The sequence below is a fragment of the Methylorubrum salsuginis genome, from assembly GCF_900114375.1.
In the GTDB taxonomy this organism is placed as follows: Bacteria; Pseudomonadota; Alphaproteobacteria; order Rhizobiales; family Beijerinckiaceae; genus Methylobacterium; species Methylobacterium salsuginis.
The window spans coordinates 105,795-124,487 of sequence record NZ_FOSV01000005.1; the positions used below are offsets into that span (position 1 = coordinate 105,795).

Below are 18,693 nucleotides of genomic sequence, written 5' to 3' on the forward strand. Positions count from 1 at the left end.
TGTCCTTCGAGTCAAAGTGTTACTAGGGCGCATCCGGCACGTCCCCCCTCACGAAGCTCAGCAGGTCGTGAGCGGCAGTGATGGCCGACGCGGTGCCGTGCCCTCAATTCCTCCTGACGATGCAGGCCCTAACTAGAAGCTTTCCGAGCGCCGTGGGTGCCGCTGCGTTCACAAATGTCCCTCCAAATCCAGAGACAAGTTCGACGCATCCCAATCGGGACAGATTCCATACAGCCACTTGCACATGCTCTGGCGGTTCCGCGCCCATGGCATCGTTTGGCAAACGAACATACTCGTCAGGAATCTTCTGAGTTTTGACGTACTTCTCGGCGTGAATAAAATCTTTCGTTGCGCTGGCGATCTTGTTCAGTATTGCAGCATCAATATTACCCATATCCTTTAGGACGTTGATTAGTAATTGGCGAACCTCTACGCCGCTATCCTTGTTGGCGGCATTTGCGAGCAATCTTGCCCATATATCTTGGAGTTCGTCGTCTTCCTCTAGCACCGCCGCTTCGATCTACGGTAGCGCGATATTGGGAGGAAGACGCCGCGTTGGGTACTCAACTCCCATCTCCTTCAAAAAAGCATCTGCCCTAACTGTCAGGCGGACTTGGTGCTCCCATCGCCAATATCGTAGGCAGTCTTCCAATGCACCTGACATTTGGCCCATCGGTCCGTCTATAAATTTTGCAAAAAACCTCCCGTTTTCTCAGCGTTTTGCATCGCTTGACGAGCGGTATTTGCCATCTCTTACGCTGCTTTTGACTCTTCGTCGAACGCCATACTTCGTTATCCAGCTATAAGGAATTTTTCGATATATTAGGGTGCTCATAGGGGTCTGCGAGTAGTCGGCACGACAAAATTCGGTAGCGGCGTTGTGATGCTCGCGGCTCATGTCGATTTCCAAGTGACTGTTCGGTGCTTCCTCACCGCCGCGATGAGCGCCTCCCAAATCTCCTTGTGCTCGACGCGTTTCTTGCTCGAATTGCGCCAGCCGTTCGCCTGCTACTTCGCGACCCACTCGGTCATGCCCTGGACCACGTACTTGCTGCCGACCATCGTGACGTTGGCCCCAGCCTTCACACGCAGCACGCCCTCCAGGGCTGCCGTAAGCTCCATTCGGATGTTGGTGGTGTCCCGGACGTCGCCCCTCAAGGTGTCCTGCTTACGCGTCGCCGGCTCCCATAGGAGTGCGGCGGTCTCCTCCCGCACGCCTTCGGTCGCCCGCACCTGCCTGTCGCCCGAGTCCTTGGCGACGCGGGTGAGGGCCTCGACCAGCACGGTTCGCACCCGCATCTGAGGGCCGCGCAGCTCATCGGCGCTGCGACCTGCCCGGTTGGTCGCCCCCACCACGTACCAAAGCCTGCCGTCGGCCCGTTGGGTCGCATAGAGATGAAGGCCGAGGTCGTAGTCCTCTTCGCGGAAGAACAGCGCGCTCGGCACCTCGGGTATGCTGACATCGACCAACTCCGCAGCGGCGTCGTTGGCCCGCATGAAGCCGGCGTCCGTCAGGATCCACCGCTCCTTGAGGGCGAGAAGTACGGCGTCGGGGTGGGCTTCGGCGGCAAGTGCAGGTCGCGGGACGAAGGGGAGCGCTGCGGCGGCGGCAAGCAGGAGGCGCCGGCCTGGATCGTGCTCGCGCTCGACGGCGCGGATGGCGAGGGTGACCGCCCTCATCGCCCGCGCCGAAGGAGGCGAGCATGGCCAGTGAGATCGAAGAGATCCTGCGGGCGGCGCTCGCTAGCAAAGAGATCGAGGGAGGGCGCCGTGTCACGTAGCGTGCCACGCGCGCCCGCTGTGCGGTTCTCAGTCGACCCGGGCGACATCCCGCCGGATAAAGTCGCGCGCCGCCTGCACCTCACGCTGGCGCAGTTCGACGCTGTCCGGACGCGGCTGTTCATGCGCGGCTTCCCGCGTCCAGACCCTGACACGGGGATGCATTGTCTTGAGGCCATAGACCGGTGGCGCCTGCATCGCCACCCAGGCCAGTTCCCCGAATTGACGACGGCCGACTCGACGGTGTCTGGTGCAGCTCCGAAACAGGACCTCGGAGCGATGACCCGTGAAGTCTTCGGGCGGAAGGCCGAGGAGCGGCGCCGGAATGGTTGACCTCCCGCGCCATGTGCGCGGCAGGCCCAACCCGACGGGGCGCATGTATTTCAGCTTCGAGAAGTTCCGGGGCACCCCGCGCGCATGGCCGGTGGTGCCTCTTCTCGATTTCGTGCAGGACGGCCTCTTTTGGCGCCGCTGCCGGCAATGCGAGGCGCTGGCGGCCAAGCGGGCAGCCGATGGCTGGGAACGGGCTTGGGTGAGCGCCTCGGGCCGCTCTTACCCACTGCCGCAGCCGCGGGGCGATGGCGGTCCTGCGGTGTTTTGGGCGGCTGTGGACGCGGCAGAAGCCCGAGACCGAACCGACGACGGGCAGGCTCGGAAGACGTTCGACGCCCTGATCGATTTCTACAAGACGCAGCCCGCCTACGAGAAGCTCGCGCCGCTGACAAAGCGGGACTACGATCGCCATCTCGCAAAAATCGGCCAAGCCTGGGGCAGCGCTCCGGTGGCCTCGCTGACGACCGTGCTCGCACAGGAGGCGATCGACCTCCAGTCTCACACGCCGGCCGGCGCCCGATATTTCCGCGCCGTCCTGTCCAAGCTGCTCTCGTTCGGCGCGGCCCGCGGCTACTGCGAGACGAACGTCGCCCGCGTCACCGAAAAGGTCGAGCACGCGGTCGAGCCGCACAAGCCGTGGTCAGACGGGGCCTTCGAGGCATTCTTCGAGCACGCGCGGCCGGGTCTGCACCTGCCGGTCTACTCGGCCCTCTACACCGGCCAGCGCTCGGTGGACGTGTTGCCGATGATTCGACCGGCCCGCGGCGCCAACGCGATCGAGCTGATTGCCCGGAAGACGGGGGCTGAGGTCTTCGTCCCGATCCACTCGGAGTACCAGGAGATCCTGACCCGAACCCACATCGACCATCCGGCGCTCCATCTGCGCGAGGATGGGCAGGCCTGGACGCTTGCGGCCTACAGGACCGCCTGGCAGCGAGAGTTCACTTCCAAAACGAGTAAGGGCGCACCGGCCCAAGTCTCGAGCGAGAAGGCGGCCGCGATGAAGACGCTGCGCGATGGCGCCTTCGTGTTCCACGGCCTGCGGAAGAACGCCGTCAACATGCTGCTCGAGGCCGGCAACACCGAGGCTGAGGTGTCGGCGATCGTCGAGATGTCCGAGCAGATGGTGCGGCACTACTGCCGCGATGTGAACAAGCGACGGCTCGCGATCAACAGAATGCGGAAGCTCGAAGAGTGCTGGAAGGAGACCAGAGCGAACCTGTTCGGGCCCGGTGCGGCGGCCGCTGCGAAGTGAGGTTTGGACACAGGTCGCGAAGGCTTGGACACACGAGGCCGCTGGTCACAGCCTATATGGCAGCTATATATATGTAATTGTGAAGGTTTTGGTGAGCGCGCTGGGACTCGAACCCAGGACCTACAGATTAAAAGTCCGTTGCTCTACCAACTGAGCTACGCGCTCGCACGAAGGCGCCGGGCTGTCCGGCGGGGCCGGGGCGGGCGATGTGCGTGGCTCGCAATAGGGGGTCGGGGCGGGAGGGTCAACACGGTGCGCCGATGATCCCACAGGGCGTGCGGGCGGCCGGTTGCCGGCGGGGCGGGCGTCGCGCGCATTCCGGCTCGGCGGGGCTGCCGAGGGGCGCGCTGCCATGCCATGGCCGCACTGTCGTCCAGATCGGAGCGTCTACCGGCCCCGGCCCGGCTCGACCGGGTGCAGGAGACGACTTGATGATCGGACGCAGCTTCTTCGCGCTTCTTCTCACCTCCGGCGCAGCGTTCGCCGCCCCCGCCCCGAGCCAGCCGGCCGACCGCGACGCCCTGCGGCAGCACTGCACCGGCGATTACCTGAGCTTCTGCGGCGATTTCGCCCCCGACAGCGCCGAAGTGCGCGCCTGCTTCAAGACCAACAAGGCCAAGCTCTCGCCCGGCTGCCAGGCGGCGATCACCAGCTACAGCAAGGCCCAGAAGCGCGCCGACCTGCGCTGAGGCCTCGCGCCGCATCGGCTGTCTCCGATGCGCCGGCACCCTTCTTGTCGGAGCGATGCTCAGGCCTTCTCGGCGGCCTCGGCGCGGGCCCAGCCCTCCTTCGTCTCACCGACGAAATCGACGAGCCGCCCCTCGGCAATGGCTGCCCGCATGCCCGCCATCAGCGCCTGATAATAGGCGAGGTTGTTCCACGTCAGCAGCATCATCCCCAGGATCTCGTCCGAGCGGACGAGGTGGTGGAGATAGGCGCGGGAATAGTCGCGGGCCGCCGGGCAGTCGGAGGCCTCGTCCAGCGGGCGCACGTCCTCGGCGTGGCGGGCGTTGCGCAGGTTGATCCGGCCGTGGCGGGTATAGGCGAGGCCGTGGCGGCCGGCGCGGGTCGGCATCACGCAGTCGAACATATCGATGCCGCGCAGGACCGACTGCATCAGGTCGTCGGGCGTGCCGACGCCCATGAGGTAGCGCGGCTTGTCCGCCGGCAGGTGCGGCTCCACCGTCTCGATCATGGCGAGCATCACCGCCTGCGGTTCGCCCACCGCCAAGCCGCCGATGGCGTAGCCCTTCAGCCCGAGATCGGTGAGCGCACGCGCGCTCTCGACGCGCAGCTCCGGCACGTCGCCGCCCTGGACGATGCCGAACAGCGCCTTGCCCGGCTGCTCGCCGAAGGCGACGCGGCAGCGCTCGGCCCAACGGAGCGAGAGGTGCATCGCCTTCTCGATCGCCGGGCGCTCGGCGGGCAGGCGCACGCATTCGTCGAGCTGCATCTGGATGTCGGACCCCAGGAGCCCCTGGATCTCGATGGAGCGCTCCGGGCTCATCCGGTGCGCCGATCCGTCGACGTGCGAACGGAAGGTGACGCCGTCCTCGTCGATCTTTCTGAGCGCGGAGAGCGACATCACTTGGAAGCCGCCGGAATCGGTGAGGATCGGGCCGTCCCAGCGCATGAACTTGTGGAGCCCCCCGAGGCGCTCCATCCGCTCCGGGCCGGGGCGCAGCATCAGGTGGTAGGTGTTGCCGAGCACCACGTCGGCGCCGAGTTCCCGCACCTGCTCCGGATACATCGCCTTGACGGTCGCCGCCGTGCCGACCGGCATGAAGGCCGGCGTACGGATGGTGCCGCGCGGCATCGCGATGGCGCCGGTGCGGGCCTGCCCGTCGCGGGCGTGAATCGCGAAGTTGAAATCAGGGCTGGTCGAGCGCGGATCGGTCATGGTCTCGAGAACTCTAAGGGGCGGGCGGCGCCGGAAACAGCAGGCTCGCATCGCCGTAGGAGTAGAAGCGGTAACCTTGCGCGATCGCGTGCGCATAGGCCGCGCGCATGGTGTCGAGGCCGGAGAATGCGCTGACCAGCATGAACAGGGTCGAGCGCGGCAGGTGGAAGTTCGTCACCAGGGCATCGACCGCGCGGAAGCGGTAGCCCGGTGTGATGAAGATGTCGGTGGCGCCGGCGAACGGGCGGATCGTGCCGTCCGGGTCGGCGGCGCTTTCCAGCAGGCGGAGCGCCGTGGTGCCGACCGCGACAACCCGCCCGCCGTTCGACCGCGTCGCGTTGAGCCGCTCCGCCGTGGCGGCGTCGAGGGTGCCGATCTCGGCATGCATCCGGTGGTCGGCGGTGTCGTCGGCCTTCACGGGGAGGAAGGTGCCGGCCCCGACATGCAGCGTCACGTGGGCCCGCCCGATCCCCGCCAAGTCGATGGCGTCCAACAAGGAATCCGAAAAATGCAGGCCGGCGGTGGGGGCGGCCACCGCGCCGGGCTCGCGGGCGTAGACGGTCTGGTAGTCGGTCGCGTCCTGTGCGTCGGTGGCGCGCTTGCCCGCGATGTAGGGCGGCAGCGGCAGGGCGCCTTGCGTCATGATCGCCTCGTCGAGCGCCGGCCCGGCGAGGTCGAAGCGCAGGGAGACTTCGCCGCCCTCGCCCTTGGCCTCGACGGTCGCTTCCAGGCCGGTCATGACGCAGACCTCGCCCGCCCCCTCCCCCTCGGGGCCGAAGCGGATGCGGTCGCCGACGGTCAGGCGCTTGGCCGGCCGGGCGAAGGCGCGCCAGCAATCGGGCGCCTCGCGCAGGTGAAGCATCGCCTCGCAACGCTGACCCGTGCCGCCGGGGCGATGGCGGATGCCCGCGAGCCGGGCCGGGATCACGCGGGTGTCGTTGAAGACCAGCACGTCACCGGGGCTAAGCAGGCCGGGCAGGTCGCGCACGCCGCGGTCGAGCGGGGTTTCGCCCGGCCGCACCACGAGCAGACGGCTCGCGTCGCGCGGGCTCGCCGGGCGCAGGGCGATCAACGCCTCGGGGAGATCGAAGTCGAACAGGTCCACGCGCATGAACCGGGCTTTGCCGCGGATGGGGCCGGGAGGCAAATGCGGGTTGCCCCGGTCCGGGGCGAGGCGCATGCAGGGCCCGAGGGATGCGCTCGACCGGAGGGACCACCGGTGCTCGGAAGAATCCTCATCGTCGGGGCCGGGCCCGTCGGCCTGACCTTGGCCTGCGAACTGGCGCGGTACGGCGTCGGCGTGCGCCTGATCGACCGCAGCCCGGAGCCGACGCGGACCTCGAAGGCGCTCGTCATCTGGTCGCGCACTCTCGAACTCATGGACCGGATGGGCTGCACGCCCGCTTTCCTGGCCGCCGGTCTGCACGCGCGGGGCGCGACGCTCCGCAGCGGCGGGCAGGTCCTCGGCGGGACGCGCTTCACCGAGATCGCAAGCCCTTATCCCTTCGCCCTGATGATCCCGCAGGCCGAGACCGAGCGGCTTCTCACCGAGCATCTGGCGGGCTTCGGTGTCGCCATCGAGCGGGAGGTGGCCCTTTCGGACTTCTCGCAAGCGGCCGGCGCCGTCACGGCGCGGCTCTCCCACGCCCACGGGCGCGAGGAGGTGGTGTCGATCCCGTTCCTGATCGGCTGCGACGGGGCGCATTCGCGCGTGCGCCATGGCCTCGACCTCGCCTTCGCGGGGCAGGCCCAGGGCGACGAGTGGCTGCTCGCCGATGTCCGGGGCGCGGGGCCGGGCGCGCCGCCGCCGGACGAGGTCGCGGTCTATCTCCACCGGGACGGGCCGCTCGTGCTGTTCCCCATCCCCGGCGGGCGGGCGCGGGTGGTGGCGACGGTGGGCCGGCTCGATCCGGAGCACCCGCGGCCCGACCCGAGCCTCGACGCGGTGCAGGCGTTGGTCGAGGCGCGCGCGGGGGCCGGCCTCCACCTGTCCGATCCGGTCTGGCTCAGCCATTTCCGCATCCACGAGCGCAAGGTCGGGCAGTACCGGGTGGGCCGCGTGTTCCTGGCGGGCGATGCCGCCCACATCCACAGCCCGGCGGGCGGCCAGGGCATGAACACCGGCATGCAGGATGCCGTGAATCTCGCCTGGAAACTCGCCCTGGTGCTGCGGGGCGAGGCCGCGCCGGACCTCCTCGACAGCTACAGCCCGGAACGCGCCGCGGTGGGCGAGGCGGTGCTGCGCAACGCCGCCCGACTCACCGCCGCGGCGACACTCACCAGCCCGGCGGCCCAAGCCGCCCGCAACCTCGCGCTCCGGGCGCTGCTCGGTTTCCACGCGGTGCGGGACCGGATGGCCGCGACCATGAGCGAGATCGAGATCGGTTATCCCGACAGCGTCCTCTCCGAGGGGCCGGGCGCAGGGCTGCGCTGGCCGCCGGAGCACGATGCCGGGCCGCCGCCCGGTGCGGGCGGTGCGCCGCGCTTCGCGCTTTACGCCGAGGACGGGCCGGCGGGCGCCGCGCTCGCCGCGCGCTTCCCCACCTTGCTCGCTCCGGAGATGCGGCCCGCACCGGACGGTCGGCTCCATCTGGTGCGACCCGACGGCTATGTCGGCTTGAATGCCGAGGCCGGCGACTGGGCGGCGGCCGCCCGCTACCTCGCCCGCCTCGCCCCGTCCTGACGATGCAGCCCGCGCGCGGCTCGCGCGTTGATCCGCGGCTTCTGCACGAGGATCGATGCCCCACATGAAATGGTACGCCCTGCGCCCGCGCGATCCCGCCGATCCGCGCTGGCCGCTGCCCGAGACGCCCCAGGTGAGCCTCAAGGCCGAGGATGCCCCCGACGCGCGGCGCCGCTTCCTGGAGGCCTATCCGAGCGAGCCGTTCGGCACGCCGGGCCAACCGCTGCCGAACCGCGGCGCGGGCTCGTTCCTCGGCGACGAGGACGCGCTCCTCGTGGAGGAGACGCAGGCGCCGCCCGCCCCCGAGGCGTGAGGAGAGGACGCGATGGGTATCCCGCACGAAACGCTCGACGCGCAGGTGATGCGCTACTGGGAAAAGGAGGCGGCCCGCTTCGACGGGCTCGCGGCGCGGGCGAGCTTCGGCTGGCTGGCCCGCTCCTATGCGCGGCGCGCCAAGCGGGCCCGCGAGATGGCCGAACGCGCCCGCGCCAAGGAAGTCGTCCGCGGTCGCCTGCCGGCCAAGCCCGCAGGCGCGTGAGGCGTTAGCCCGGGCTAAGACCTTTGCCGTGGCCTTCCAAGAGGCCCGGCCTTAAGGCGTGGCACCCCGCCACACCCCCGAAAATCCCGCCATGACCCGGACCGAGAAAGCCGCTCTCGCGAGCGCCGCCGTGGGCGTCGTCGTGACGGCGCTCAAGTTTGCCGCCTACTGGCTCACCGGTAGCCTCGCGCTCTATTCGGACGCGCTGGAGAGCATCATCAACGTCGTCGCGGCGGCCTGCGCTTTCCTGGCCGTGCGCGTCGCCGCCCAGCCGGCGGACGAAGACCACCCCTACGGCCACCACAAGGCGGAATACTTTTCAGCGGTGATCGAGGGCGCGCTCGTCATCGTCGCGGCGGTGCTGATCCTGCGCGAGGCCTATCACGGCATCCTCGATCCCACGCCCCTCGACGCGCCGGCTCTGGGGCTCGCGGTCAACGCCGTGGCGACCGCAATCAACGCCGCCTGGGCCTTCGCGCTGTTCCGCCAGGGCCGGATGCTGCGCTCGCCCGCGCTCATCGCGGATGCCCGCCACATCGTCGCCGACGTCGTCACCTCCGGCGGCGTCCTCATCGGCGTCGGCCTCGTCGCCGTCACCGGCACGCCGGTGATCGATCCGGTGGTGGCGGGCTTGGTGGCCCTCAACATCCTGTGGTCGGGCTGGACCATGGTGCGCGATTCGGTGAACGGCCTGATGGATCAGGCCGCCTCGCCGGAGATGATCGCCCGCATCCGCGCCCTCATCTCGGCCAACAGCGAGGGTGCTCTGGAGGCCCACGACGTGCGCACGCGGCATGCCGGGAGCGCCACCTTCGTCGATTTCCACCTCGTCGTTCCCGCCGAGATGACGGTGAAGGAATCGCACGCGATCTGCGACCGCCTGGAGGACGCGATCGAGACCGAGATCGAGGGCGCCGTGGTGGTGATCCACGTCGAGCCGGGGGACAAGGCGAAAGCCCGAGGCGTGCCGGTGATCTGACGATCACCCTGTCTTCTTCTGCCTCGAGCGCCCGCGTCCGCCTCGGCCAAGCCGCGGTCCGCTGCGCGGGGCACTTTCTGCGCCCGGCTTGCGGAGCCGATCGCTCGATCCGAGCGATCGGCACTTGACGCGGGGGGCGCGGTTCCCGAGCACGCTCGCATGAGCCGCGTCTTCGTCACCACCACCCCGACCCACCGCAACGCGACCGACCTGTTCGCCGACCGCTGGGCCAGCGACCTGTCCGAGTTGGCGCCCGGCCTGCCGTCCGGCGGGCTGCCGGGGTTTCGGGCCGATCCGCGGCCCGGACAGGCCGCCGCGCATCTCGGGGTGAACGGGCGGCTCGACGGCTACGACGTGCTCGAACTCGGGCCGCTGGAGGGCGCCCATACCTGCCAGCTCGAAGCGCTGGGGGCGAAGAGCATCACCGCGGTCGAGTCGAATTCGGAGGCCTTCCTCAAGTCGCTGATCGTCAAGAACATCGCCGGCTTGAACCGCTCGACCTTCCTGCTCGGCGACGTCAGCCGGCATCTGGAGGCGCCGGGGCCGCGCTACGACCTGATCTTCTGCTGCGGCATCCTCTACCACATGCTCGATCCGCTGGAGTTGATCCGCTTGGCGGCCGCGCGCACCGACCGGATCTTCATCTGGACCCATTACTTCCGCGAGGAGCGGCGCCTGCGCCGCCACGTCACCCATCCGGTCGAGCACGAGGGCATGCGGCTGTCGCTGCACGAACTGACCTACCGGGACCGCAAGCTCGCGACCTTCTGGGGGGGAAACCGCGAAAAGACCCGCTGGATGGAGCTGCCCGATCTGATCCGGGTGCTCGCCCATCACGGGCTCAGCGAGACGACGATCATCGCCGACGCCCCGGACTTCGTGAACGGGCCGGCGGTGACGCTGGCGGCCAAACGGCCGGGCGCCCCGCCAATCGCTTGACCCGTCCCGCGGGCCGTCCCTACACACTGCGGACGAAAGGCGCCTTCCAGGCGCCGCCGGCACTGAAGAATCGCGAAAGACCATGACCGAGCGCGTCGACCCCAAAAAACTCATCAAGGGCGGCCTGCACGACTGGGAGGTCGTGATCGGCATGGAGATCCACGCCCAGGTCACCAGCCGCTCCAAGCTGTTTTCCGGCGCCGCGACCGCCTTCGGCGCCGAGCCGAACGACCACGTCTCGCTGGTCGATGCGGCGATGCCGGGCATGCTGCCGGTGATCAACGAGGAATGCGTGGCCCAGGCCGTGCGCACCGGCCTCGGGCTGAAGGCGAAGGTCAATTTGCGCTCGGTGTTCGACCGGAAGAACTATTTCTACCCGGATCTGCCGCAGGGCTATCAGATCTCGCAGTACAAGGACCCGATCGTCGGCGAGGGCGAGGTGCTGGTCGATCTGCCGGACGGCGCCTCGATCACGGTGGGCATCGAGCGGCTGCATCTGGAACAGGACGCCGGCAAGTCGCTGCACGATCAGGATCCGACCAAGAGCTTCGTCGATCTCAACCGTTCGGGCGTGGCCCTGATGGAGATCGTCTCGCGGCCGGATCTGCGCTCGTCGGAGGAGGCCAAGGCCTACGTGACCAAGCTGCGCACGATCCTGCGCTATCTCGGCACCTGCGACGGCGACATGGAGAAGGGAAACCTGCGCGCCGACGTGAACGTCTCGGTGCGCCGTCCCGGCGAGGGGCTCGGCACCCGCTGCGAGATCAAGAACGTCAACTCGATCCGCTTCATCGGCCAGGCGATCGAGGTCGAGGCGCGGCGCCAGATCGCGATCCTGGAGGATGGCGGCACCATCGATCAGGAGACCCGCCTGTTCGATCCGGGCAAGGGCGAGACCCGCTCGATGCGCTCCAAGGAAGAGGCGCACGATTACCGCTACTTCCCCGACCCGGATCTGCTGCCGCTCGAATTCGATCAGGCCTATGTCGATGCCTTGGCGTCCGGCCTGCCGGAGCTGCCGGACGCCAAAAAGGCGCGCTTCGTCAAGGATTACGGCCTGTCGGCCTACGATGCGGGCGTGCTCGTGGCCGAGCGCCCCTCGGCCGATTACTTCGAGGCGGTGGCGCGCGGGCGCGACGGCAAGGCGGCGGCCAACTGGGTGATCAACGAGCTGTTCGGGCGCCTCAACAAGGAAGGCCGGAGCATCGAGGACACGCCGGTCTCGGCCGAGCAGCTGGGCGGCATCGTCGATCTGATCGGCGAGGGCGTGATCTCGGGCAAGATCGCCAAGGACCTGTTCGAGATCGTCTGGTCGGAAGGCGGCGACCCGCGGGCGATCGTCGAAACCCGCGGCATGAAGCAGGTGACCGACACCGGCGCCATCGAGGCGGCGGTGGACGAGATCATCGCCAAGAATCCCGACAAGGTCGAGCAGGCGCGGGCCAAGCCGACGCTGCTCGGCTGGTTCGTCGGCCAGACCATGAAGGCCACCGGCGGCAAGGCGAACCCGGCCGCCGTCAACGCGCTCCTGAAGGAGAAGCTCGGGATCGAGTGAGGGCCGTCCAGCCCGTGGCCGGACGACGCGGCTAAGAGTGCCTCACAAAACTCCCGTTCACAGCCGGTGTCTCCTCCGGGCGCGCCGGCGCAGCGGGAGTCTTGTGAGAGACACTCAGAACGCGATCCCGACCGCCTTGCGCCGAGGTGTTCAGTCCAGAGGGTCGGTCCCGATCGAGCTGGCGCGGATCGAAGCACGGCCCCACACTCCGGGATTGTCTTTTGCTGCTCCGTGCGGCGGGATTGTTAACTCTCGGCCGTAAATGTCGGCGTCGTTCAGGGTCTCCCCCGCCTAAGCCGGTCTTGGTCCCGGCTGCGGCGGGCCGCCCGAGCGAAGACATTGGGCTTCACCGGTGCAGAGCTTCGACCACGACGCCATCCCTGCCCCCCGCGAAGCCCTCCTGAACGCGGGCCCGCAGGAGCATCTCGACGCCCTGTGCCGGACGGCGTCCGAAATGTTCCGCACGCCGGTCGCCCTGATCCCCTTGATCGACGAGGACCGGTTCTGGTTCCGCGCCCGCTGCGGCGTCGAGGACGACGGCATCGAACGCGAGAGCGCCTTCTGCAACCACACCATTCGCCGCGCCCGGGGGCAGGCGCTGGTGGTTCCCGACCTGACGCAGGATGCCCGTTTCGCCCACTCGCCCCTGGTCGTAGGCCCGCCGCAGGCCCGCTTCTATGCGGGCGTGGCCATCGGCTCGATCACCGGCCGGACCATCGGCACGTTCTGCGTGATCGATGTCGTGCCGCGGCCGGACTTTTCGCCCACGCAGGTGCGTGCCCTTCAGGATCTGGCGCTGCTGGCGGAAGCCCATCTCCACCTGCACGAGCGTCGCGCCGAGGCCGAGGCCGAGGTTCTGGGGCAGGCCCGCGCCGAGGCTCACCTCGTCGAGCGTGAGGCGGCGCTGCGCGTTTCCCAGGCCGCCCACGCCATGGCCGAGCGCACCGCCTGCTTCGGTCACTGGCGGATCGATGCCGAGGAGCGCACCATCGCGTGGTCGGAGGGGATCGCCCGCATCTTCGGACGCAACGCGGCCCTGAGCCCTCTCTCCCTCGACACCCACATCGCCTTCTATCATCCCGATGATCGCGCCCGGGTCTACTGGGTGATCGACGAGGCGCTGGCCGGGCGCAGCACGGCGGAGACCGGCGGCTACGACCACCGCTCGCGGGTCATCCGTCCCGATGGCGAGGAGCGCGTGGTCTCGGTTCACGGCATCGCCCAGCACGATGACGGAGGACGGCTCGTCGCGCTCTACGGCGTCTGCCTCGACGTGACCGATCTGGCCAATTCCGAGCGACAGCAACGGGAGGCCGGCGAGGTCCTGCGCACGACCCTGGAGGCGATGGACCAGGGGCTGATGATGATCGGTCCCGACGGCCGTATCCGCGTCCACAACCAGCGCGCCCGTTCGGTCCTCGGCCTGCCCGAATCGCTGCTCCACGAGGGCGCGCGCTACGCCGACGTTCTGCGCTTCCAGACGGATTCCGGAGAGTTTCGCAACGCCCCGCCCGAGGTGCGCGACTGGCTCGTGGACGGCAGTCCGCGTCCGTCGATCAGCCGGTACGAGCGGACCCGCCCCAACGGCGTCGTGGTCGAGGTCCGCATCGCTCCGACGACATCCGGCGGCACCGTCTGCACCTATACCGACGTGACCGAACGGCGGCAGGCCGAGGCGGCTCTGCGCGCCGCGGAGGCCGACTACCAATCGCTGTTCAACAACGCGGTGATCGGCGTCTATCGCGCCCGCCTCGACGGACACATCGTCCAGGCGAACCGGGCGCTCGCCCGCCTGCACGGCTACGACGACGGTCGTGGCATCCTCGTGCCCAATACCGCCTTCGGCCACGACTGGTATGTCGATCCCGAGCGCAACGCGGCCTTCCTCGATCTCCTGCACCGCGACGGACGGGTCGAGGATTTCGTCTCGGAGGTGCGCCGTCACGCGGGCGGGGAGACGATCTGGGTGTCGGAGACCGCATGGCTCGTGCCGGGGCCCGACGGGACGCCCGTGGGCTACGAGGGCACGGTCGCCGACGCCACCGAGCGCAAGCGGGCCGAGGCGCTGGTCGAGCACATCGCCCGCCACGATGCGCTGACCGGGCTGCCGAACCGCCGCCTGTTCCAAGAGACGCTCGGCCGCAAACTCGCGGGCGCCCAGCGGCGGGGCGGCCGGATCGCGGTCCTGTGCTGCGACCTCGACCGGTTCAAGGCGGTCAACGACACCTTCGGCCATCCCGCGGGGGATGCCGTGCTGCGGGTCGTCGCCGAGCGACTGGGAGCGGCCCTGCGCGAGGGCGACATGGTGGCCCGTCTCGGCGGCGACGAGTTCGCCATCATCCTGAAGGATCAGGACGAAACCCGCCGCATCGCCGTCGTGGCGCGTCGCATCATCCAGTCGCTCGAGCGTCCGATCGATCTCGACGGCCTTTCGGCGGCCATCGGCGTCTCCATCGGCATCGCCGTCGGCCCGGAGGACGGCGACAGCCCCGAGACGCTGTTCAAGAACGCCGACATCGCCCTCTACCGGGCCAAGGATTCCGGCCGGAACGCCTTCCGCTTCTACGAGCGCGGGATGGATGCGGCAGTGGCCACCCGCAACCTGCTCGAACTCGACCTGCGCGATGCGCTGCGCTCCGGCGGCTTCGCCCTGCATTACCAGCCGATCTTCGCGTTGAAGGACGGTGCCCCGAACGGGTTCGAGGCGCTCTTACGCTGGAATCATCCGGTGCGCGGCGCGGTCTCGCCGGCGGAGTTCATCCCGGTGGCCGAAGAATCCGGGCTGATCGCCCCGCTGGGCACCTGGGCTCTCAACGAGGCCTGCCGCGAGGCGGCGTCCTGGCCCGGCGAGATGCGGGTCGCGGTCAACGTCTCGGCGGTGCAGTTCCGCAAGCAGGGGCTGGAGCAGGCAGTGGTCCGGGCGCTGGCCGCCTCCGGCCTACCCGCGCGGCGGCTGGAACTGGAGATCACCGAAAGCGTGCTGATGCAGGATTCGGACGCCGTCATCGGCTGCCTGCACCGCCTGCGGGCGATGGGCGTGCGCATCGCCCTCGACGATTTCGGCACCGGCTATTCGTCGTTGAGCTACCTGTGCCAATTCCCCTTCGACAAGATCAAGGTCGACCGCTCCTTCGTCCGCGACCTCGACAACCCGGTGGCGGCGGCGGTCGTGCGGGCCATCGTCGGCATCGGCGAGCGGCTCGGCTCCTCCATCACCGCCGAAGGGGTCGAGACGGAAGAGCAACTCGAACGCCTTCGCCACAAGGGCTGTACCGAGGTGCAAGGCTTCCTCCTGTCGCGCCCGATGGCGGCGGAGGACGCCCGCGCCTTCATGCGGGGGCGGACCAGCGCGGCGGCCTGAGCGGCCGCTACCGAAAATCCGTCGGCACCAGGCCGTAGCGGGCGATCTTGTCGTAGAGGGTCTTGCGCGGAACGCCGAGGGACTCGGCGGCCACCCGCACGTCGCCGCCGGCCATGATCAGTTCCTCGCGGATCAGGCCGCGCTCGAACCGTTCGACCTGCTCCGAGAGGGTCGGCGCCGTCGTCGGCGCCGGCGCGTCCGCTGCGGGCCGTCCGGCAAGCCCCAGCGCGCAGCGCTCGGCGAAGTGGTCGAGCTCACGCACGTTGCCGGGCCAGGAATGACGGGTCAGGTGGTCGCGCATCGCCCCCGTCACCGGCGGCGGCTCGCGTCCGAACCGGGCGGCGGCGCGGCCCAGGAAGTGCTGGAACAGGAGCAGGATGTCCTCCCGCCTTTCCCGCAGCGGCGGGATGGCGACCGTCACCACGTTGAGGCGGTGATAGAGGTCGTCGCGGAACGAGCCCGCTGCGGCTTCCTGGCCCAGATCGACCTTGGTGGCCGACACGACCCGCATGTCCACGGGACGGCGCTCGTTGGTGCCGAGCGGTTCGACCACGCGCTCTTGAAGCACCCGCAGCAGCTTCACCTGAAGCCCCAGCGGCATGCTCTCGATCTCGTCGAGGAACAGCGTGCCGCCCTGCGCGTGCTCGATGCGCCCGACCCGGCGCTTGAGGGCGCCGGTGAAGGCGCCGGCCTCGTGGCCGAACAATTCGCTCTCGACCACGCTGTCGGGCAGCGCGCCGCAATTCATGGCGACGAAGTTCTTGTTGGCCCGCCGGCTCCAGCGGTGAAGCGCGCTCGCCACCACCTCCTTGCCCGAGCCGGTCTCGCCGAGCACCAGCACATCGACATCGGCCGAGGCCACGTCGCGCACGAGGCGGCGCAGGGCCACGATCTCCGGCGAGATGCCGAGGAAGGCCGGATCCTCCTCGATGGCGGCATCGAGGCGGGCATGGAGGCGGCGGTTCTCCAGCACGAGCCGGCGGTGGTCCAGCGCCCGGCGCACCGAGCCCATCAGGCTTTCCGCCGGGTAGGGCTTGGCCAGGAAGTCGTAGGCGCCGCCGCGCATCGCCGCGACCGCCATGGAGATATCGCCGTGGCCGGTGATGAGGATCACCGGAAGGTCCGGGTCGTCGGCGCGCACCCGCTCGAACAGGGCGCGCCCGTCCAGGCCGGGTAGGCGCACGTCGGTGACGACGACGCCCGGCGGCTCGGCCCGGATGGCGGCGAGCGCGGCTTCCGCCGTCTCGAAGGTCTCGACCGCGAAGCCGTCGAGTTCGAGGCTCTGGCGATTGGCCCGGCGCACGTCCTCCTCGTCGTCGACGAAGACGATGCGCTCGGATCGGTCGGGCTGAGATTCGCCGCTCATGAGGTCTCCTGAACGGCCTCTCGCACGGCCACCCCCGCCCGCAAAAGGTCCATGCGGAACACGGTGCCGTCATCGCTCGAGGTCACCGAGAGGGTGCCCCCGCATTCCTCGACGATGCCACGGGAAATGGCGAGGCCGAGACCCAGACCGTCGGCCTTGGTGGTGAAGAAGGCGTCGAACACCTGCGCCCGCGCCGCCTCCGGGATGCCGGGACCGTTATCGGCGACCGATAGGATCACCCGCTCGGGCCCTGCCTCGACGTCGAGCCGGACCCACGGATCGGGCCGCCCGGTCACGGCGTCGAGGGCGTTCTGGACGAGATTGACCACGACCTGCTCCAGGCGCGGCCCGTCGCCTAGCACGGCCAGATCGGGCGGCAGCGTCGCCACGTCGAGGCGGATGCCGGCGTCCCGCGCACGGGGGCCGAGAACCTCGAAGCCGCCGCCGACGATCTCGGCGAGCCGCACCGGCTCGCGCCGGCCCGAGGCACGCCGGGCGAACCCCTTCAGCTGCCGCGTCAGCCCGCCGATCCGCTCGGTCAGGCGGCCGATGGCGGAGACGTTCTCGGCGGCGTCCTCGATCCGCCCGCGCCGCACGAGGATCGCGGTGTTGTCGGCATACGACCGGATCGCCGCGAGCGGCTGGTTGATCTCGTGGGCCATGCTGGCGGCGAACTGGCCGAGCGCGGCGAGCCGCCCGGCCTGGGCGAGTTCGCGCCCCAAGCGCTCGCGCTCGGCCTCGGAGCGGCGGCGTTCCTCCATCTCGGCGACCAGCTGGCGGTTGGCGTCGCTCAAGGCCTGGGTCCGCTCTGCGACCCGCCGCTCCAGTTCCTCGCGCCGCGCCGCCGACTCGGTGAGGCGGTTGCGGATGCGCCGCTGCCGCGCCAGCCACGTCGCGAGCGCCCCCCAGGCGAGTCCGGTGCCGAGCAGCGCGATCAGCCGACCCTGCACCCGCTCGCGCTCGACCGCGGCGGCGATGGGGGTCAGCGTATGGAGCCGCCACGTCGTGTCAGGCACGGCGGCGTCGAGCATCAAGGCGGGCCATGCGGGACGCCCGCCATTGCCGACCCGCACGAGATCGACCGCGTCGTCGGTCGGATAGACCGGCAGCGGCCCGAGGGTCGCCTCGCCGAAATCCCGCGACGCGCCGATGCGCTCGCGCTCCGCCGCGTCGAGGCCGCGCAGGGCCGTGAAGCGCCACGCCGGATCGCTCGCCACCAGCACGATGCCGCGGGCATCCGTGACGAACACGCGCTCGCGCGCCGCCCGCCACGCCGCCTCGACGCCGTCGAACTCGATCTTGACCACGACCACGCCCGCGGATGCGGGCAGGCGCCGGGACAGGTAGAAGCCCGGGCGCCCGCTCACGGTGCCGAGCGCGAATTGCGAGCCCGCGCCCGTCTCCATCGCCTGCCGGAAATAGGGGCGGAAGGTGTAGTCGTTGCCGATGAAGCTGCGCGGCTCGTCCGCGTTGCTCGCCAGAAGGGTCACGCCGTCGGCGCGGATGACGTAGATCACCGTCGCCCCGGTGGCCCGGGCGATCTGGCCGAGCCGGCCGTTGACGCTGTCGATGAGCGCCTTGTCCGGGGCGGGGCCGACGGCGCGCAGGATCTCGGGATCGGTAGCCAGCGCCAGCGGCAGCGCGCTCTGGCGCTGCATCTCCGCCGAAAGCGCCGCGACCTGAAGCGAGAGCGCCGATTGCGCCGTGCGCCGCAGGTCGGTGAGCGCGAGGCGCTCCGCCAACCGTCCGCCGAGCCAGACGGCGAGCGCCATCACCACGAGCCCGGCGATGAGGAAGAGGCCGGTGCGCGGGCGCACGCCGACAGAGGCCGGTTCGCTCACCGCCCGCAGCCCCGTGCGGAATCCCGGAACGAATTCCGCGACCCGGTGCGGAAAGCCGCAGAGGCCTCCCCGAGCCGGACCGGGCCGGTATGAAAAATAAGTCTCATTTCAACACGTTAGCAAAAAGTTACGAGCCTCGCCGGGCTGGCACGGGGGTTGCCATT

16 protein-coding genes and 1 tRNA gene are annotated in these 18,693 nt (G+C 69.4%); 9 read left to right on the forward strand and 8 right to left on the reverse strand.

Annotated elements, in window-relative coordinates; all coding sequences use genetic code 11:
- Window positions 1-103 precede the first annotated feature (103 nt).
- From BM140_RS08525 to BM140_RS25800, 3 genes are all read right to left on the reverse strand, one after another.
- A complete protein-coding gene (locus BM140_RS08525; protein WP_165616422.1) occupies window positions 104-508 on the reverse strand; it encodes an Abi-alpha family protein in 405 nt (134 codons plus the stop codon).
- A 500-nt stretch (window positions 509-1,008) separates the two neighbouring features.
- Window positions 1,009-1,680: a ribonuclease H family protein gene (locus tag BM140_RS08530; protein WP_091944086.1), complete on the reverse strand. Its 672-nt coding sequence runs from the start codon at window positions 1,678-1,680 to the stop codon at window positions 1,009-1,011.
- Window positions 1,681-1,809: 129 nt separating this feature from the next.
- Complete coding sequence (locus BM140_RS25800) at window positions 1,810-1,983, reverse strand: hypothetical protein (RefSeq protein WP_165616423.1); 174 nt, start codon at window positions 1,981-1,983, stop codon at window positions 1,810-1,812.
- 82 nt (window positions 1,984-2,065) lie between these two features.
- Between BM140_RS25800 and BM140_RS08540 the strand changes: the two genes are divergently transcribed.
- Window positions 2,066-3,367, forward strand: a complete 1,302-nt coding sequence (locus tag BM140_RS08540) for a site-specific integrase (protein WP_244535353.1) — start codon at window positions 2,066-2,068, stop codon at window positions 3,365-3,367.
- A gap of 89 nt (window positions 3,368-3,456) precedes the next feature.
- Here the strand turns inward: BM140_RS08540 and BM140_RS08545 are convergent.
- Window positions 3,457-3,532 (reverse strand) — tRNA-Lys (locus tag BM140_RS08545).
- A gap of 266 nt (window positions 3,533-3,798) precedes the next feature.
- Here BM140_RS08545 and BM140_RS08550 point away from each other — a divergent pair.
- The gene (locus BM140_RS08550; protein ID WP_091944097.1) at window positions 3,799-4,056 is read left to right on the forward strand and encodes a hypothetical protein; all 258 of its coding nucleotides are present in this window, start codon (window positions 3,799-3,801) and stop codon (window positions 4,054-4,056) included.
- 59 nt (window positions 4,057-4,115) lie between these two features.
- On the opposite strand, the gene tgt is transcribed toward BM140_RS08550, so the two are convergent.
- Window positions 4,116-5,267, reverse strand: a complete 1,152-nt coding sequence (tgt, locus tag BM140_RS08555; protein ID WP_091944100.1) for a tRNA guanosine(34) transglycosylase Tgt — start codon at window positions 5,265-5,267, stop codon at window positions 4,116-4,118.
- A gap of 13 nt (window positions 5,268-5,280) precedes the next feature.
- Complete coding sequence (gene queA / locus BM140_RS08560; protein WP_091944484.1) at window positions 5,281-6,378, reverse strand: tRNA preQ1(34) S-adenosylmethionine ribosyltransferase-isomerase QueA; 1,098 nt, start codon at window positions 6,376-6,378, stop codon at window positions 5,281-5,283.
- A gap of 108 nt (window positions 6,379-6,486) precedes the next feature.
- Between queA and BM140_RS08565 the strand changes: the two genes are divergently transcribed.
- From BM140_RS08565 to BM140_RS08595, 7 genes are all read left to right on the forward strand, one after another.
- Window positions 6,487-7,950, forward strand: a complete 1,464-nt coding sequence (locus BM140_RS08565) for an FAD-dependent monooxygenase (RefSeq protein WP_244535354.1) — start codon at window positions 6,487-6,489, stop codon at window positions 7,948-7,950.
- 64 nt (window positions 7,951-8,014) lie between these two features.
- A complete protein-coding gene (locus BM140_RS08570) occupies window positions 8,015-8,263 on the forward strand; it encodes a hypothetical protein (protein WP_091944106.1) in 249 nt (82 codons plus the stop codon).
- Between the two features lie 12 nt (window positions 8,264-8,275).
- The gene (locus BM140_RS08575; RefSeq protein ID WP_091944109.1) at window positions 8,276-8,488 is read left to right on the forward strand and encodes a hypothetical protein; all 213 of its coding nucleotides are present in this window, start codon (window positions 8,276-8,278) and stop codon (window positions 8,486-8,488) included.
- A 91-nt stretch (window positions 8,489-8,579) separates the two neighbouring features.
- Complete coding sequence (locus tag BM140_RS08580; RefSeq protein WP_091944112.1) at window positions 8,580-9,467, forward strand: cation diffusion facilitator family transporter; 888 nt, start codon at window positions 8,580-8,582, stop codon at window positions 9,465-9,467.
- A gap of 159 nt (window positions 9,468-9,626) precedes the next feature.
- Window positions 9,627-10,406, forward strand: coding sequence for a class I SAM-dependent methyltransferase (locus BM140_RS08585; RefSeq protein WP_091944116.1), 780 nt, complete (start codon window positions 9,627-9,629; stop codon window positions 10,404-10,406).
- An 82-nt stretch (window positions 10,407-10,488) separates the two neighbouring features.
- Complete coding sequence (gene gatB, locus BM140_RS08590) at window positions 10,489-11,961, forward strand: Asp-tRNA(Asn)/Glu-tRNA(Gln) amidotransferase subunit GatB (protein WP_091944119.1); 1,473 nt, start codon at window positions 10,489-10,491, stop codon at window positions 11,959-11,961.
- 352 nt (window positions 11,962-12,313) lie between these two features.
- A complete protein-coding gene (locus BM140_RS08595) occupies window positions 12,314-15,322 on the forward strand; it encodes a bifunctional diguanylate cyclase/phosphodiesterase (RefSeq protein WP_244535356.1) in 3,009 nt (1,002 codons plus the stop codon).
- A gap of 7 nt (window positions 15,323-15,329) precedes the next feature.
- Here the strand turns inward: BM140_RS08595 and BM140_RS08600 are convergent, their stop codons facing one another.
- Window positions 15,330-16,688 (reverse strand): sigma-54-dependent transcriptional regulator, encoded by a 1,359-nt coding sequence (locus BM140_RS08600; protein WP_091944122.1) that lies wholly within the window; start codon window positions 16,686-16,688, stop codon window positions 15,330-15,332.
- Window positions 16,685-18,529, reverse strand: a complete 1,845-nt coding sequence (locus BM140_RS08605; RefSeq protein ID WP_244535357.1) for a sensor histidine kinase — start codon at window positions 18,527-18,529, stop codon at window positions 16,685-16,687. Before BM140_RS08605 ends, BM140_RS08600 begins: the two co-directional genes overlap by 4 nt.
- Window positions 18,530-18,693 lie beyond the last annotated feature (164 nt).